Source organism: Streptomyces sp. sk2.1, assembly GCF_008120935.1.
GTDB lineage: Bacteria > Actinomycetota > Actinomycetes > Streptomycetales > Streptomycetaceae > Streptomyces.
In genome coordinates this window covers 1-17,086 of the sequence record NZ_RDBO01000118.1, presented here as the reverse complement: position 1 = coordinate 17,086, position 17,086 = coordinate 1, and the positions used below count along the sequence as shown (strand labels likewise).

The following is a 17,086-nucleotide window of genomic DNA, read 5'->3' as shown; positions in this document are numbered from 1 at the left end:
CATGCCGGCTCCCCGCCGAGCGCCGTCCGGACCTCGGACTCGGACATGGCGTCGATCTCCGCCTGGACTGCCGCCTCCACGGCCAGGGCCTGCTCGGCGAGCGTCGGCCGCTCGTAGAGGACCGTCAGCGGCACGTCGATGCCCAGCTCACCGCGGAGCCGCGCGCCGACCCGGGCCAGCGCGAGCGAGTGCCCGCCGATGTCGAAGAAGCGGTCGCCCGGCGCGACGGTGGAGCGGGGCAGCACCCCGAGCCAGATGTCGGCGAGCAGCCGTTCGGCGTCGGTCAGTTCGGGCTGTGGGTCCTCGGGGCGGACGGCATCGGCCGGGTCGGGGAGCGCTTTGCGGTCCACCTTGCGGCTGTTCGTCAGCGGCAGCGCGTCCAGGACGACCAGGGCGTCCGGCACGCAGTGCCGGGGCAGCCGCTCGCGCAGGAAGGCTCGGACCCGGGCAAGGTCGGGTCCCCGCCCCTCGACGGGGACCACGTAGCCGACGAGGAGGTTCCCCGACTCCGGGTGGGTGCGGACGGCAGCGGCGGCCGAGCGCAGCCCGGGGAAGGCGGCGAGCGCCCGCTCGACCTCGCCGAGCTCGACGCGGAAGCCGCGCACCTTCACCTGGCCGTCGGCACGGCCGAGGACCTGGATGCGGCCGTCGGGGCCGAGGCGGGCGATATCACCCGTGCGGTACATCCGGGAGCCTGCCGGCCCCCACGGGTCCGGCAGGAACACCTGCGCGGTCAGGGCCGGCGCCCCGAGGTAGCCGCGGGCGAGCTGGGGGCCCGCGACGTACAGGGCTCCGGTCGCGCCCGGCGGTACCGGACGGAGGTCCTCGTCGAGCAGATAGGCGCGAGTGCCGGGCAGCGGGCGGCCGATGGGCACCTCCCGTGTGTCCGGGTGCCAGGCGGTCGCGTCGGTGAGGTCGGCGTGGGTGACGACACAGGTCGCCTCGGTCGGCCCGTACGAGTTGATGAGCCGCACCCGGTCGCCGACGGCCGCGTGCCACTGGGCGAGGTGTCCGGCGTTCGCCTGCTCGCCGCCGATGACGACGAGCCGCAGACTGCCGGGGACCTTCGCGCCGGGGACGTCGGCGAGCCAGGCGCACAGCTGGTGCCAGAACGCGGTCGGCATGTCGACGACCGTGGTGCCGGTGGCCGCCAGGTCCCCGAGGAAGCCGTCCGGGGACAGCATCCGGTCCGCGGGCAGCACCAGCGTGGCGCCCGCGACGAGCGTCGTCCACAGTTCGGAGACGAAGGCGTCGAAGCTGAACGACGAGCACTGCAGCACCCTGTCGTCGCCGGTGAGGCCGTATTCCCGGGCGGTGACGGCGGCGTAGTGGGACACGCTGTGGTGTTCCACGCCGACGGCCTTCGGCCGGCCGGTCGACCCCGAGGTGTAGATGACGTAGGCGAGGTCGTGCTCCGACCGCTCTCCGAGTGGCTCCACCGCCGCCGGCACGGGCTCCGGTGCGGGACCGTCGTCCAGGGTGAGGGCCAGGTGCCGGAAGTTCTCCGGGACACGGCCGATGCCCTGTGTGGTGAGGACGGCGGCGCACTGCCGGTCGTGCAGCAGGAAGGCGATGCGGTCGGCGGGGTCGGAGGGCTCCAGCGGCAGATAGGCCGCGCCCGCCCGGAGGATCGCGAGGATCGCGACGACGGTCTCCGGGTGTCGCTCGGCCCACAGGCCGACGACGTCGCCCCTGCCGATGCCTCGCTCCCGCAGCCGGGCAGCGAGCCGCTCGGAGCTCTGCCGGAGCTCCCCGTAGGTAAGCCGGGTCGCCCCGTGCGTCACGGCGGGCCGGTCGGCGGCCTCTCCGGCATGCCGCGCGACGGCCTCGTCGAGGCGGAGCGCGAGACCGGTGGCGGTGTCTGCCGCCGCGACCGCCTCGGGGCGGCCGGCGGCCAGCTCGGCCAGGTCGCTCCGGTCCTCCGCGCGCAGGACGTCCAGGCGGCCGACGGGCCGGGCCGGGTCGGCGCAGATCCGCTCGGCGAGGAGCACGAAGCGCTCGGCGAGCGAGCGGACGGTCCGCTCGTCAAAGAGGTCGGCGCTGCAGAGGAGTTGGGCGTCGGTGCCGCCGTCCGGGCGGCCGATGAGTTCGACTTCGATGTCGAAGTCACAGGTCGTCGGCGCGATCCGGGCCCGCTCCACGGCGAGACCGGGCAGCGCCCAGTCGTCGGCGGGTGCCGGCGAGTACTGGAAGAAGACGTCGAACAGTGGGGAACGGCCGCTCTCCCGCGTCGGGTTGAGCTCCTCGACGACCAGGTCGAAGGGGGCTCGCCGGTGGGCGTGGGCGTCGAGGACGGTGGAGCGCACCCGCCCGAGGAGCTCCGGGAACGACGGCCCGCCGGACAGGTCGAGACGTAGCACGACCGTGTTGACGAGGAAGCCGACGAGTCCGTCCAGGTCCGGGTGGTCGCGCAGGTCCACGGGGGAGCCGACGGGCAGGTCGGTCCGGCCCGTGTGCCGCTCCATCAGGACGCCGAAGGCCGCCAGGAAGGTCATGAACGGGGTCGCCCCGTGCTTCCGGCCGAGCGCGGTCAGCACCTCCGTCTGCCCCGGCGTGAACGCGAACGCGTGGGCGTGCGCGGCGGAGGAACGGTTCAGCGTCCTGCGCCGGTCCACGGGCAGATCGAGCACGGGCAGATCGCGCAGCCGCTCGCGCCAGTGGTCGAGCTCGGGCGCGTGGCGGCCCGCAGCGCGCTCCGCGTGCTCCCAGGCGGCGTAGTCGGCCAGGGTGCGGCGCGGCGGCTCGGTCAGGTCGGCCGTGTGGGCCAGCGCCTTCCCGTACCGCTCGGCCAGACCGGCGGCGATGACGGCTTCGGAGACGCCGTCCCACGCGATGTGGTGGAAGGTGAGCAGCAGCAGGTGGTCCTCGGTTCCGAGGCGGACCACTGAGCACCGCAGCAGGGTGTCGGCCGCCAGGTCGAAGACCCGCTCCGACTCGACGCTCAGCAACTCCCCGGCTCGGCCCTCGCGTTCCCCATCGGGCAGAGCGGTCAGGTCGTGGAGCCGGACGACGACCTCCGCGTCCGCGGCGGCCGTCTGGACCAGTCCGTCGGCGGTCGGCCCGATCCGGGTGCGCAGGGCGTCATAACGGCGTACGACATCGGTGACGGCCGAACGCAGGGCGTCGAGGTTGAGCACCCCGCGCAGCCGCAGGGCGACGGGCGCGTTGTACCGCCCGCTGTTCGGGTCCATCCGCTGGAGCGTCCACAGCCGGCTCTGTCCGCTGGACAGCGGGACCGGGGCACCGGGCCGCGTCCGCGGGATCTCCTCCCTCGCCGGGGCCGTGCCACCGTCCTCGGCGATCGTCGCGGCCAGCTCCCGTACCGTCGGCGCGTCGAACAGCCGGCGCACGGTCGTCTCCACATCCAGGTCGGCGGCGAGCGCCGCGACCAACCGGACGGCGAGCAGGCTGTGGCCGCCCAGCTCGAAGAAGCTCTGCGTCACGCCCACCTCGGGAACGCCGAGGACGCGCGCCCACACAGCGGCCATCGCCTCCTCGAACGGGGACGCCGGCGTGCCGTCGGCACCGGCGGACGGGGCGTCGCCGCCCGCCTCCTCCGGTCCGGGCAGCCGCGCCTTGTCGACCTTGCCGGTCACCGAGAGCGGCAGCCTGTCGAGGCGCACGCAGTGCGTCGGGACCATGTACGCGGGCAGTCGGGCCGCCGCGAACTCGCGCAGCTCGTCCGGGGACACTCGGGTGACGACGTGCGCGACGAGAACGGCCCCGCGCTGCGGGTCCTTCCGTACACCGACGACGGCGGCGTCCACGGCCGGGTGCTCGCGCAGCACGGCCGCGATCTCGCCCGGCTCCACCCGGAAACCGCGGATCTTGACCTGTTCGTCGACCCGGCCCAGGAACTCCAGGCGTCCGTCGTGCAGGAGGCGGGCCCGGTCACCGGTGCGGTACATCCGGCCGGGACGGAACGGGTCGGGCAGGAACCTCTCGGCGGTGAGCGCGGGTCGGCCCAGGTAGCCGCGGACCACGCCCTCGCCACCGATGTACAGTTCGCCGGGCATGCCGGGCGGCACCGGGCGCAGATCGGCGTCGAGGAGGTACTCGGTGGTGCGGGTGATCGGCAGGCCCAGCGGCACGAACTCGTGCGGGCCGCCCGCCGCGCTCTGCACGGACGACCAGATGGTGGTCTCGGTCGGGCCGTACACCTGGAGCAGTGCCTCCGGCGCGGACGCGGCGCTCACCCGGGCGATGGCGGCCGGGTCGGCGGCCTGGCCGCCGAAGAGCAGGACCCGCAGACCGGACGCGAAGTCGGGGGCGTGCCGGGAGAGTTCCTCCACGAGCGCGGCCGTGAGGTACATGATGTCGACGCCCCACTCGGCCAGACGGGCGCGGAGCGTCTCCGGGTCGAGGAGCACCTCGTGCGGGACGACACGGAGCGAGGCACCGTGCGCCAGGGCGGTCCACACCTCGAAGGCGAGCGCGTCGAACGAGGGGCTGGACGCCATGCCCACCACCTCGCCGGGCCGCACCCCCACGTACCCGGTGGTGCCCACGAACCAGTCGAGGGCCTCGTGCGGGACGCTCACCCCCTTCGGTGTGCCGGTGGAGCCGGAGGTGTAGCAGACGTAAGCGAGGGAACGCGGGTCCACGGTCCGGCGCGGGCGCGGCCCGTCCTGCCCGACCGGCGCGTCGAGGGTGAGCGGGACCACGTCGAGGTCCTCATGCTCGGTGAAACGTGGCGCGTACACGGGGGTGGTGAGCAGCAGCCCGGTCCCGGTGTCGGCGATCATGTCGACGCGCCGTTGCCGCGGATGGTCGGGGTCGATCGGCACGTACGCCGCGCCCGCGCGCAGCACCGCGAGCATGGCCACGACCAGCTCCGGCGAGCGCGGGAAGCAGATGCCGACGGGACGCTCCGGGCCGGCGCCCCGGGCGGCCAGTTCGTCCGCCCACGCGTCGGCGAGGCGGTCGAGCTCCGCGTAGCCGAGCCGTCCTTCCTCGCCCCAGATGACGGCGGGCGCCTCCGGGGTCTCGCGGATCCGGTCGGCGATCAGGTCGAGCACCGGGCGGACCGCCCCCTCCGGCGCGGGTGCCCGGAAAGCGGTGTCGAGCAGCGGCAGGTCCGTGCCGGCCACCAGGCCCAGCGCACCGATCGGGGTCTGTGGCGCGCGGCCGATCTCGTCGAGCAGCCGGGCGAAGACCGAGACCAGCGCGAGGCCCGTGCCGGGGTCGACAGTGTCCGCGCGGCAGACCAGTTCGCCGGCGACCTCGGCCGCAGGATGGACAACGAGCGCCGTCTCGTACCCCGAGTCCGCCCAGGTCTGCAGCAGTTCGACGGTGAGACCCGGGGGAAGGTCCTCGGCATCCAGGGAGGGCAGCGACTGGACGGTGACGATCGAGTCGAACAGTGACTGCGGGCGGGGGACGTCGCTCCAGCCCTGGATGTCGGTGAGGGACGTGTGCTCGTGGTCGCGCTGCCCGTCGAGCTCGCGGTGCAGGCCCGTCAGCCATGCGCCGACGGGTGTCGAGGGATCGACCCCGACGCGCACCGGCACGGTGTTCACCAGCATGCCGACGATCTCGCCGGCGTCCGCCAGGTCGATCAGACGACCGTTGCGCACGGCACCGAAGACGACGTCGTGCTCGCCGCTGAACGTCGACAGCGTCAGCGCCCAGGCGCCCTCCAGAAGCGTGGAGAGGGTGACCCGGTGGGTGCGGGCGAAGGCGCGGAGCCGGTCCGACTCCTCGCGGGTGAGGGAGAACGGCACCCGAACCGGGGCACCGTCCGGGGAGGTGAGCGGCGGGTTCGGCAGGGAGAGGGCGACCGGCGACGCGAAGCCGGCCAGCCGGTCCCGCCAGTACTGTTCGGGCCCGGCGGGGTCCTGGCTCGCCAGCCACTCCAGGTACCGCGCGTGAGGCACCGGCTCGGACAGCACGGCGGGCGTGCCGTCGACGGACTCCCGGTAGCAGGCCAGGACCTCCCGCAGCACGAGGGCGACGCTCCAGCCGTCGAGCACGAGGTGCTGGCTGGTCCACAGCAGGTCGTGGGACTCGTCGCCGAGCCGGACCACGGTGAGGGCGATCGGCGGCTCGGTGGCGGGGTCGAGACCCGCGCCGCGCTGGTTCTCCATGAGCGCGGCGGTACGCTCCCGCTGCTGCTCGGCGGGCAGGTCGCGAAGGTCGATCTCCTCCCAGGGCACGGTCATCCCGGCCCGTACGGCCTGGAGGGGCTGGTCGAGGTCCTTCCACACCAGGGCGGTGCGCAGGGCGTCATGGCGGTCGGCCACCCGCTGCCACGCGGCACGGAAGAGGGCCACGTCGAGCGGGCCCGTCAGCCGGTAGCGCTCCTGGGTGAGGTAGACGTTGTCGTGGCCGTCCAGCAGCCGGTGGAAGAGCATGCCCGCCTGGGCGGGCGACAGCGGATGGACGCCGGTGATGTCGGGGCGAGGGCGCGAGGACACGAGTTCACCTGATCCCGTTGCGAAGCTGATCGATCGTCTTCTGGTCCCACCGCTGGTCCTGCGGGGCGACCGCGGTGCTCCGCGCCGCCTCGGACACGGCACGCGTCGCCTCGGCGATGGAGCGCGTCGAACCGGCGAGGTCCGCGAGCGTCTCGCTGCGCATGATCCGGTGGGCGCTCACGTCGAGTCCGGCACGGCGGGCACGGGCGCGAACGCTCATGGCGGCGACCGAATCACCGCCCAGATCCAGGAAGTTGTCCTGGCGGCCGACCCGCTCGATACCGAGGACCTCGGTGAAGGCGGTGGCAAGGGTGTGCTCGACCGGGGTCAGCGGCGGGTCGTACGCCACCGGGCTGCCGGTGTCGGCCGGGCCCTCGACGGAGCCGGTCGCCCCGGACAGCGCGGCGCTCACCGGGTTCCTTCGGCGGTCCGGTCCATCGAGGCGCGCAGGGTGGCCGGCCGCATGTCCGTCCACACCTCCTCGACGAAGGCCAGGCACTCGGCCTTCGTCCCCTCGGTTCCGGCCTTCCGCCAGCCCTCCGGGAGGTCGAGGTGGGCCGGCCAGATCGAGTACTGCTCCTCGTCGTTGATGACGGCGGAATAGGCGTGTGCGTCGTTCACGGATGTTGCTCCTGTTCGTCCGGGAGGGGGTGGGTCTCAGGGGTCAGCAGGGGATGTCGATCAGGCCCAACTGGGTCGCCTTCGCGACGGCCTGCACCCGGTCACCGGCGCCCATGCGCGTGTACAGCCGGCTCAGATGGCGTTCGACGGTGCGCGGAGCCTGGTAGCGGTGGCGCGCGATGCGCTGGACGGTGGCTCCGGTGGCCAGCTCCTGGAGCAGTCGTCGTTCCGCCTCGTCCAGGTCGATCATCGGGGCGGCCCCGGCAGTCCGGGTGGTCTCCGGGGCCGTGAGCGCGGCGAGCGCGCCCGCGGGCACCACGGCGTGGCCACGGGCGGCGAGCCGCACCGCGAGGACGACGTCCCCGGGGTCGGTGCCCCGGTCGATGACGGCGCCGGCACCGCGCCGGAGCGCCGGTACCGCGGCGTCGAACCGCGCGGGCTCGCTGAGCACCACGACGGTCGCACGGGGGGCCGCAGCCCGGACACGTTCCAGGACGGCCAGCCCGTCCCGGTCCAGGACGGTGAGCACCACCGGACCGGCCGTGCGCGCCGCCCAGTCCGCCGGGTCCGGCGGGCAGACCACGGTGAACCCGGCGGCCCGGCCGGCCTCGGCCAGCCGTCCCCGGGGGATGGGGTCGGGGTCGACGACTGCCATGCCGGTTCCGCCGGCTCGGGGAAATCCGTTACGCGCCTCGGTGGTCATCATCATGAGCTCTCTCGGGAATCGACCGGACGGCGACGGGTGGGCCGCCGTCCGGGCCTCCTGGTTCGGGCTGACAACCGGATTCTGGAAGGGGCCGCACATCGGCCCGCCTTCGCGGCGCTATCGCCGGCTCTCCCCGCCCTCGGTAGCGGCGCGATAGGGCGGTTCTGGAAACGTTCGGCTCGCTCTTCGCCCCCTTGTAAGGAAACGGAGCCAGCATGCGGCCCATGCCTCTCATCTGCCTGCCCTTCGCAGGCGCCGGCGCGTCGGCATTCCGGACCTGGACGGAACGGTCCGAGGGCGCGCTGGACGTCATCGCGGTCCAGTTGCCCGGCCGGGAGGACCTCATCGACGAGGAGCCCCACCGTGACGCGGAGAAGGCCGTGGAGGCCATGCTCCCCGGCGTCATGGACCGGCTCGCCGGCCGGACCGAGACCGCCCTGTTCGGTCACAGCATGGGAGCGGCCCTCGCCCATGCGCTGGCCCACCGGCTGGGCCGGGAGCCGGGCATGCAGGTCTCCCTGCTGGTCGCGAGCGGTTCGCACAGTCCCCTGAGCATCCGCTCCGAGCGGATCTCCGAGTTCTCGGACGCGGAGTTCCTCGACAGCGTCGAACGCTTCGCCGGTTACCGGCCGCCCGCCCTGGACGACCCCGACTTCCGGAAGCTGATCCTCCCGGTGCTGCGCGCCGACGCCGAGCTCCACGAGAGCTACCGGCCGAGCCCGGATCTGCCGCTGCCGGCCCCGGTGCTCACGGTCAGAGGCGTCGACGACTCCCTGGTGAGTGCGGAGGAGGCCGCTCTGTGGAGCGCGGTCACCACGCACCCGCCGCGTTCGGCGGAACTTCCCGGCGGCCACATGTACATGACCGAGTCACCGGAGCCGCTGCTCCGGCTCATCAGCGACGAGCTGTCGCAGCCGCACCACGCCGGCTGACACGACAGCGGAGGAGAACCGTGAGAGTCGACTCCCTGCCCCGCCGGAACCCTCCGTCCCCGGACTCCGTGCCCCGCCCGGGCGTGGACGTGGACCTGACCGATCCGGTCACCCACAACGAACGGGACCTGGACGGCATGTGGCGGGCCCTGCGCCGCCACGAGCCCGTGGCCTGGCATCCGTACGACGGAACACCCCCGGGATTCTGGGTGGTCAGCAGCCACCGAGCCGCAACGGAGGTCTACCGCGACAGCACGCGGTTCACCTCGGTCCACGGCAACGTCCTCGCCACGCTCCTCAGCGGCGGCGACTCGGCCAACGGCAAGATGCTGGCCGTCTCCGACGGCGAGCGGCACAAGGCGGTACGCCGCAAGCTGCTGCGCTCCTTCACCAAGGCGTCCCTCGCAGGCACCACCGAGCGCGTCACCGCGGTCATCCGCCGCCTGGTGCGCGAGGCGGCCGAACGCGGCACGTGCGACTTCGCCGAGGACGTCGCAGCCCGCATCCCGCTCCTGGCCATCTGTGACCTGCTCGAAGTCCCGGAGCAGGACCGGGACTTGCTGTACCGGCACGCCAGCAACTCGCTCGCCACCGACTCGCCGGACATCCTCGACGAGGACTCCCGGCTGTCACGCAACGAGATCCTGCTCTACTTCGCGCAACTCCTGCGATCCCGGGGCGACCTGCCCGGCGAGGGCATCCTCAGCCGCATGTCCGAACTGATGAAGGACGACCTCCGGCTACGCCTGGATGAGCTGCTGTTCAACTGTTACAGCCTGCTCATCGGCGGCGACGAGACCACCCGGCTCTCCATGATCGGCGCCGTCGAGGCATTCTCGGCGATGCCCGGGGAGTGGGAGCGGCTGCGGCGCGGCGAGGTGTCCGTGGCCGGTGCCGCGGAGGAGATCCTGCGCTGGACCACTCCGGCAATGCACAGCGGCCGTACCGCCACCGAGGACACCGTCCTCGAAGGGCGCCCGATCGCGGCCGGCGACACCGTCACCATCTGGAACAACGCGGCCAACTTCGACCCCGAGCAGTTCGAGGACCCCGACCGCTTCGACCTCGGCCGGACGCCGAACCGCCATCTCTCGTTCGCGCACGGACCACACTTCTGCCTGGGTGCCGTCCTGGCCCGGATCGAGCTGACGGCCCTCCTCGAAGCGCTGGTGGAGTACGTCGACGAGATGTCCGTGACCGGCGCCCCGCAGCGCATCTACTCCAACTTCGCGCGCGGATTCCACAGCCTGCCCGTGCGCCTCGCGCCACGGCGCGACACCGTGAAGGGAAAACACCGATGAAGGCCCAGGGCAGCGCGATGCTCACCGCTCCGGAGCGCACCGACCCGTCGTCCACCGGCCTGCCGGAGACGCCCCCGACGCCGGTGGTACGCGCCTGGTTCGTGCACGAGCGCTTCGCCGCGTTCGCCGCCTCCTCGCCCGGCGGCATCGCCATCGAGGACTCCCGCCACCGCCTCTCGTATCGGCAGGCGCTGGACTGGGCGGACGCCCTCGCCGACCGGCTGCGGGCCGAGGGTGTCGGACCCGAGCAGGTCGTGGGCATCCACCTGGACCGCTCGGCCGAGGCCGTCGTCACCATGCTCGCCGTGCTGCGCTGCGGCGCCGCGTACCTGGCGCTCCCGCCCGAATACCCCGAGGACCGGCTGCGGTTCATGGTCCGGGACTCCGGCGCGCGGGTGGTCGTCACCGGCGACGCCGGCCTCCCGGCCGGTCTCGCGGACCTCGCCGTTGCCGTCCCCGTCGGTCGCCCGGAAACCTCCCCCCGGCCGGCCTCCGCCATCGCGCCCGCCGTCGTGCGTCCGGCGAACCTCGCGTACGTCATCTACACCTCGGGCACCACCGGCCTGCCCAAGGGTGTGGGCGTCACCCATGCCAACGTCGCGAACCTGGTCGGCGAGGCCCAGCGGTACGTGCGCTTCGGCGCCGACGAGACCTTCCTCCAGCTGTCGCCGCTCGCCTTCGACCCGAGTGCGGTGGAGATCTGGGGCGCCCTCGCGCACGGCTCCCGGCTGGTCATCGCCGCCCCTTCGTACTCCGCAGTGGACGAACTGCCGTCCGTCCTCGCCGAGAAGCGGATCACCACGCTCGGCCTGACACCCCCGCTCTTCCACTCCATCATCGAGAAGCGGCCGGAGGCTCTCGACGGCATCCGGCAGATCATGGTCGGCGGCGACATCCTCTCGGCGGCCAAGTCCCGGGTGTACGTGGACCGCGCGGTCGGCCGCGGCGTCCCCGCGACCCTCATGAACGTGTACGGCCCCACCGAGTGCGCCACTTTCGTCAGCGCCCAGTCGATGGCCGAGGTCCCCGCCGAAACCACCCGTGTCCCCGTCGGGCCGCCCATCGCCGGCGCCGGCCTCTATCTGCTCGACGAGGAGCTGCGGCCGGTGGGCCTCGGCGAGCACGGCGAGGTGTACATCGGCGGGAAGCCGGTGACCCGCGGCTATCTGGACCGCCCGGGCCTCACCGCCGAACGCTTCCTCCCCGACCCGTTCGGCACGGAGCCCGGCGCCCGGATGTACGCGACCGGCGACGAGGGCGTGCTGGACGAGCGGGGCGTCGTCGCCGTCATCGGTCGGCTCGACCGGCAGGTGAAGGTCCGCGGCCACCGCATCGAGCTGAGCGAGCTGGAGCACACGCTGCGCCTCCACCCCGACGTACGGGACGCCTGCGTTCTCCTCGCCGACGCCGGCTCCCCGCGCGAGCAGCTCGTCGCGCACATCGCCGTCGCACCCGGCGCCGCCGACGACGTCACCGCCCGGCTCGCCGCACATGCCGCCGCCGCCCTGCCCGCCTACATGTGCCCCGGTCGGTACGTTGTCCACCAGCAGCTGCCACTCACGCACACCGGCAAGGTCGACCGCAAGCTCCTCGCGGAGTGGACGGACACCGGGCCTGCGGCCGGGAGCACCGGCGGCGGAACGCCGTCCGAGCCGCTGACCGCGGCCGAGGAGCTGCTCACCGCGATCTGGCGGAAGAACTTCGAGTCCGAGGCCATCGGCCCCGACGACGACTTCTCCGCGCTCGGCGGCACCTCGATCCTGGCGATCGGCATCGTCGCCGACGCCCAGGACGCGGGCCTGCCGCTCACGTTGGTCATGCACTACAAGAACCCCACCGTGCGCCGCGCCGCCGCGGCCCTGGCCACGGCATCCGACCGAGGGACGAGTGACGAGTGACCATGGACGCCATGACCGAGGCCCTGCTTGCCGGAGCCTCTCCCGAAGAGCTGGAGCGGCAGCCGCTGCCGCAGGACTACCTGGCCGCCCACACCCGGATCCAGGACACGGAGATGTTCCGGGGCCGCGCGGACAAGGACGTGCGCGAGTCGATACACGTCGGCCGGGTCCCGATGCCGGAGATCGCGCCCGACGAGGTCGTCGTCGCCGTGATGGCCAGCTCCATCAACTACAACACCGTGTGGTCGGCCACCTTCGAACCCGTACCGACCTTCGCCTTCCTCGAACGGCTCGGCAGGCGCGGTGGCTGGGACGGCCGCCACGCCCAGCCGCACCACGTCATAGGTTCGGACGCCTCCGGAGTGGTCGTGCGGACCGGCTCCGGCGTCCGGCGATGGAAGGCCGGCGACCAGGTGGTCGTCAGCTGCGTCCAGGTCGACGACCAGGAGCCGGCCACCCACGCGGACGGCATGCTCGGCAGCGAGCAGCGGATCTGGGGGTACGAGACCAACTTCGGCGGCCTCGCCCACTACACCGTGGTCCGGGCCAGCCAGCTGCTGCGCAAGCCGACCCACCTGACCTGGGAGGAGTCCGCCGGCACCATGCTGACGGCGGCCACCTCCTACCGCATGCTGATCAGCGACCGTGCCGCCCGCATCAAGCTCGGCGACATCGTGCTCATCTGGGGCGCCGCCGGCGGGCTCGGCGCCTTCGCCGTCCAGCTCGTCAAGAACGCGGGCGGTATCCCGATCGGTGTGGTCGGCTCCGAGGAGAAGGCCGACATCGTCCGGCGCCTCGGCTGCGACATCGTGATCAACCGCAACGAGATCGGCATGGGCGAGGACGGCCCGCTCACTCCGGAGCGCACGATCGAACTCGGCAAGCGGCTCGGCCGGGCGATCCGCAAGGAGACCGGCGGCGAGGACCCCCACGTGGTCTTCGACTTCATCGGCCAGGCCACGTTCGGAGTCTCCGTCTTCGTCGTCCGGCGCGGCGGCGCCGTCGTCACCTGTGGTTCCAGCACCGGCTATCAGCACCGGTTCGACAACCGCTACCTGTGGATGAACCTCAAGCGGATCATCGGCAGCCACGCCGCCAACCTCCAGGAACAGGCGGAGTGCAACCGGCTCTTCGAGCTGGGCAAGCTCGTACCGGTCCTCTCCGAAGTCCACTCGCTGGAGAACGTCGCCGAGGCGGCCCGGCGCGTCCAGACCAACCGGCACACCGGCAAGGTCGGCGTGCTCGCCCTCGCGCCCCACACCGGCCTCGGCGTCACCGACCCCGCGCGGCGGGAGCGGATCGGCGCCGACCGTCTCAACCCGCTGCGCTCCCTGGAGGTCATGGCATGACGGCGAGCACGCTCACCGTGCCCCCGGTCGACCGGGTCGGCATCGTCGGCTGCGGCACCATGGGCGCCGGCATTGCGGAACTCTGCGCCAAGGCCGGCCAGGACGTCCTGGTGGCGGTCCGCTCGGAAGAAGCGGTCCCGGCCGGTCGCCGCAGGATCACCGCCTCCCTCGACCGGGCGCTGTCCCGGGGCCGTATCGGCGAGGCCGACCGCGAGGCCGCGCTGGCCCGCGTCGCCTTCACCCTCGACCTCGGCGACCTCGCCGACCGCCAGTTGGTCGTCGAGGCGATCCCCGAGGACGAGCCCGCCAAGCTGTCCGTGCTCGGCATGGTGGACAAGGTCCTCACCGCCGAGGACGCCGTCCTCGCCACCAACACCTCCTCCCTGTCCGTCTCCCGCCTCGCCCGCGCCACCGCCCGGCCCGGCCGGGTGATCGGCATCCACTTCTTCAACCCCGCGCCCGTTCTGCCCCTCGTCGAACTGGTCGAGTCGGTCCTCACCGACCCCGCCACCCGGGCCCGCGCCGAGTCCTTCGTCGAGAACGACCTCGGCCGCACGACGTTGCGCTCGCCCGACCGCGCCGGCTTCGTGGTGAACGCGCTGCTCTTTCCGTACTTGCTCTCCGCGATCCGCATGGTCGACACGGGCTTCGCCGAACCGGAGGTCCTCGACCGGGCGATGGAGCTCGGCTGCTCCCACCCGATGGGCCCGCTCCGGCTCGCCGACCTCATCGGGCTCGACACCACCGTCTCCATCGCGCGGGCGATGTACGAGGAGACCAAGGAACCGCTGCACGCCCCGCCGCCGCTGCTGCTGCGGATGGTCGAGTGCGGGTTGCTCGGCAAGAAGTCCGGCCGCGGCTTCTACACGTACCGCTAGCGCGAAGGGAGAGATGACTACATGAACACGTCAGTACCCGAGCTGATCGCCCGGGTGGCGGCGGACTTCCCCGACCGCCGTGCCGTGCGGGACCCGGCGGGCCACCTCACGTACCGCGAGCTCCTCGCCGGGGCCGGCCATTGGGAGCGCGTCCTGCGCGCGCAGGGGGTGGCAGCGGGCGACACGGTCGCCGTGTGCCTGCCCCGGTCGGCGGTGACCCTCCAGGCCATCCTGGGCATCTGGCGGGCGGGGGCGGTCTTCGTCCCGCTCGACCCGTCCCACCCGTCCCACCGGTGGTCCTTCGTTGTCGCCGACTGCGGGGCGCGGGCCGTCGTCTGCGCCGGGGACGCCGACGCCGGCCGACTGCGCGCCGCGCTGCCCGGCCCGGCCGGGACGGGCCCGGTCGTCCTGCGCGTCGAGGACGTCGCCCCGAACCCCTCGTCCGGGCCTGTCGAGGACGTCGCCGCCGAGGCCCTCCCCGTCGAGGGCTCCGCGCCGGCCTACATCCTGTACACCTCCGGCTCCACCGGCACCCCCAAGGGAGTCGTCGTCGGCCACGACGCCTTCGCCCAGTACGTGCGCTGCGCGGGCGAGCTCTACAAGGGGGCCTCGGGGCCCGCTCCCTGGCACTCACCGCTCATCTTCGACGCCACCGCGACGGCACTGTGGGTCCCGCTCGCCCACGGCGGCGAGATCCTCGTCGTCCCCGGCTCCGACCCGCTGAGCGGTCTGGAGGGCCTCGGCCTCCTCCTGGAGGAACAGCGCGAGATCGGTATCCTGAAGATCACTCCAACCCATCTGGAATCCCTCGCCGAATGGCTCGGGCCCGAGTGGACCGGGAACACCATCGCCTCGCTGGTCGTCGGCGGCGAGGCGTTCCGCCCCGACCAGGCACTGCCGTGGCTGCCGCTCTGCGACCAGATCGTCAACGAGTACGGACCGACCGAGAGCACCGTCGGCGTCGTGGTGGCCGAGGTGACGGACCGCCATGTCGACGAGGGCGTCATCCCCGTCGGCCACCCGCTGCCCGGCACCGAGATTCTCCTCCTCGGCGCGGACGACACCCCGGTGGCCCACGGCGAGGCGGGGGAACTCTGCGTCGCCGGAACGCAGTTGGCGGACGGCTACCTCAACCGGCCCGAGCTCACCGCCGAGCGGTTCCCGCCGCACCCGCTGATCCCCGGCGCGCGGATGTACCGCACGGGCGACCTGGCCCGCGTCGGCCGGGACGGCGAGCTGCTCTACCTCGGCCGCATCGACGAGCAGATCAAGTTCCGCGGCCAGCGCATCGAACCGGCCGAAATAGAGGCCGCCCTGAACGGCCACTCCGAGGTGGTGCAGTCGGCGGTGGTGCTGCGGAGCGACCGTCTCGTGGCCCATGTGGTCGCGGTGGACGCCCTTCGCCCTCCGCGGGGCCAGGACCTGGCCGCATACCTCAAGGAACTGCTGCCTCCCGGCTGGGTCCCGCAGCTGTTCGAGCCACTGGACCGGCTTCCCGTGACCCACAACGGGAAACTCGACCGCAAGGCCCTGGTCCAGGTCACCGGTTGAGGACCGCAACGAGGAGGATCCGGACATCGCCCGAGCCGCTCAGGCCGTCATGTGCAGGCCGACCGGCACGGGCGAGGCCACCGGCCGCACCGCCTCGAAAAGCCGGAACCCCTCCTTCGTCAGGTCCCAGAACTCCTCGCTCGCTCCCACCACCAGGGCCTGTTCGGCCGCCGACAGCAGGATCGACCGCCCCTGGCCGAGCCACGTGCCCGGCTGGGCGAGGAGCCGCTCGACGTACCGTGCGGGCAGCCGCTCCCGTCCCACGCCTTCCGGCATCGCATGGACCCGGCCGGCGGCCGGACGGTGGTGTGCCGTCCGGGCGAGCGAGATGAGCGTCGACACGACGCGCTGAAGGATGTCCGCCCGCCGCTCGGCCGTCTCGGCCTCGGTGAGCCGCTCCCGCGCGAAGAGCCGGAACAGCTTGTGCAGGTGGTAGCGGGAGCCCTGCGCGGTGCGCCGGGTGTCCACCAGCTGCGCCTGGACCAGCACGTCGAGCATCTCGGTGCCCGTGGTCAGGTCCGTGTCGGCGAGCGGCGCCGCCAGCCAGGCCGGGAAGTCGTCGAGCCGCAGCAGCGCGAGCCGACCGAACAGCCGCTGGAGCTCGGGGGCGAGAGCGGCGTAGCTGACGCCGATGCGGTCCCGCACGCTCTCCCGGGCGTGCTCCAGCTCGTCGAGACACCGGCTCTCGTCGGCGAGACGCTCCACCAGCTGGCCGAGCGACCAATGGGGACGGGCCCGCAGCCGCGCCCCGGCGATGCGGAGCGCCAGCGGCAACCCGCCGCAGAGGCGGACGAGTTCCGCGGCCGACACCGGCTCGTCGTGGACGCGCCCGGCACCGATCATGGAGCCGAGCATGGCGGCGGCCTCGTCGTTCGGCATCGGGTCGAGGCAAACGCCGTGGGTGCCGAGCACCCCGGGAAGCGGGTCGCGGCTCGTGAGGAGCGCCGTGCAGCCGGCGGGCGCCGGCAGCAGCCGGCTGACCTGCTCCTCGTCGACGACCCCGTCGAGGACGACGAGGACGCGCCGGTCGGCGAGCAGGGACCGGTACAGCTCGGCGCGCTCCAGCAGGTCCTCGGGTACGGATGCCGGGTCCGCGCCGAGCGCGCGCAGGAAGCGCCTCAGGATCTCAGCCGGTTCCACCGGCCGGCCTTCGGCGTCGGAGAGCTCGGCGAACAGCTGGCCGTCCGGGTGGGCGGGGATCAGCGCGTGGGCGGTCTGAAGGGCGAAGGCCGTTTTCCCGACACCTCCCCGCCCGGAAACGATGACCGTCCGCGGCGCGGCGGGCGTTCCCGCGCCGGCGGACGCGGTGAGCTCGGACACGAGGGCCGTGACCCGGTCCTGGCGGGAGAAGCCCGGGACGGGCGCCGGGAGCAGGCGCGGCACGGACGCCGACTCCGCAGGGCACGGCGCCGCGGCATCGGCGGCGGTGAGGAC

General features: G+C 73.1%; 11 protein-coding genes. 6 read left to right on the top strand and 5 right to left on the bottom strand.

Features of this window, described 5'->3' with window-relative positions:
- From EAO76_RS40990 to EAO76_RS40975, 4 genes are all read right to left on the bottom strand, one after another.
- Positions 1-6,416, bottom strand: a 6,416-nt coding sequence (locus EAO76_RS40990; protein ID WP_148841328.1) for a non-ribosomal peptide synthetase, incomplete at its 3' end; no start/stop codon positions are given.
- Positions 6,417-6,420: 4 nt separating this feature from the next.
- Positions 6,421-6,828, bottom strand: coding sequence for a phosphopantetheine-binding protein (locus EAO76_RS40985; RefSeq protein WP_187439007.1), 408 nt, complete (start codon positions 6,826-6,828; stop codon positions 6,421-6,423).
- The gene (locus tag EAO76_RS40980; RefSeq protein WP_148841326.1) at positions 6,825-7,037 is read right to left on the bottom strand and encodes an MbtH family NRPS accessory protein; all 213 of its coding nucleotides are present in this window, start codon (positions 7,035-7,037) and stop codon (positions 6,825-6,827) included. The genes EAO76_RS40985 and EAO76_RS40980 overlap by 4 nt, the downstream gene beginning before the upstream one ends.
- Before the next feature lie 43 nt (positions 7,038-7,080).
- Positions 7,081-7,692: a response regulator transcription factor gene (locus EAO76_RS40975; RefSeq protein ID WP_187439006.1), complete on the bottom strand. Its 612-nt coding sequence runs from the start codon at positions 7,690-7,692 to the stop codon at positions 7,081-7,083.
- A 275-nt stretch (positions 7,693-7,967) separates the two neighbouring features.
- Between EAO76_RS40975 and EAO76_RS40970 the strand changes: the two genes are divergently transcribed.
- The 6 genes from EAO76_RS40970 to EAO76_RS40945 are packed head-to-tail and all read left to right on the top strand — an operon-like array spanning position 7,968 to position 15,652.
- Positions 7,968-8,675, top strand: a complete 708-nt coding sequence (locus tag EAO76_RS40970; RefSeq protein ID WP_262376179.1) for a thioesterase II family protein — start codon at positions 7,968-7,970, stop codon at positions 8,673-8,675.
- Positions 8,676-8,695: 20 nt separating this feature from the next.
- The gene (locus tag EAO76_RS40965) at positions 8,696-9,976 is read left to right on the top strand and encodes a cytochrome P450 (protein ID WP_262376178.1); all 1,281 of its coding nucleotides are present in this window, start codon (positions 8,696-8,698) and stop codon (positions 9,974-9,976) included.
- Positions 9,973-11,874: a non-ribosomal peptide synthetase gene (locus EAO76_RS40960; protein WP_148841323.1), complete on the top strand. Its 1,902-nt coding sequence runs from the start codon at positions 9,973-9,975 to the stop codon at positions 11,872-11,874. The genes EAO76_RS40965 and EAO76_RS40960 overlap by 4 nt, the downstream gene beginning before the upstream one ends.
- A gap of 2 nt (positions 11,875-11,876) precedes the next feature.
- Positions 11,877-13,223, top strand: a complete 1,347-nt coding sequence (gene ccrA, locus EAO76_RS40955) for a crotonyl-CoA carboxylase/reductase (protein WP_148841322.1) — start codon at positions 11,877-11,879, stop codon at positions 13,221-13,223.
- A complete protein-coding gene (locus EAO76_RS40950) occupies positions 13,220-14,101 on the top strand; it encodes a 3-hydroxybutyryl-CoA dehydrogenase (protein WP_148841321.1) in 882 nt (293 codons plus the stop codon). The genes ccrA and EAO76_RS40950 overlap by 4 nt, the downstream gene beginning before the upstream one ends.
- A 21-nt stretch (positions 14,102-14,122) precedes the next feature.
- Positions 14,123-15,652, top strand: a complete 1,530-nt coding sequence (locus EAO76_RS40945) for an amino acid adenylation domain-containing protein (protein WP_148841320.1) — start codon at positions 14,123-14,125, stop codon at positions 15,650-15,652.
- Positions 15,653-15,691: 39 nt separating this feature from the next.
- On the opposite strand, the gene EAO76_RS40940 is transcribed toward EAO76_RS40945, so the two are convergent.
- Positions 15,692-17,086, bottom strand: a 1,395-nt coding sequence (locus EAO76_RS40940) for an NB-ARC domain-containing protein (protein ID WP_262376177.1), incomplete at its 5' end; no start/stop codon positions are given.

Excerpts from the sequence above, each read along its gene's own strand:
- ccrA (WP_148841322.1), top strand. The coding sequence starts at position 11,877 with ATGGACGCCATGACCGAGGCCCTGCTTGCCGGAGCCTCTCCCGAAGAG.
- EAO76_RS40945 (WP_148841320.1), top strand. The coding sequence starts at position 14,123 with ATGAACACGTCAGTACCCGAGCTGATCGCCCGGGTGGCGGCGGACTTC.
- EAO76_RS40960 (WP_148841323.1), top strand. The coding sequence starts at position 9,973 with ATGAAGGCCCAGGGCAGCGCGATGCTCACCGCTCCGGAGCGCACCGAC.
- EAO76_RS40975 (WP_187439006.1), bottom strand. The coding sequence starts at position 7,692 with ATGGCAGTCGTCGACCCCGACCCCATCCCCCGGGGACGGCTGGCCGAG.
- EAO76_RS40950 (WP_148841321.1), top strand. The coding sequence starts at position 13,220 with ATGACGGCGAGCACGCTCACCGTGCCCCCGGTCGACCGGGTCGGCATC.
- EAO76_RS40970 (WP_262376179.1), top strand. The coding sequence starts at position 7,968 with ATGCCTCTCATCTGCCTGCCCTTCGCAGGCGCCGGCGCGTCGGCATTC.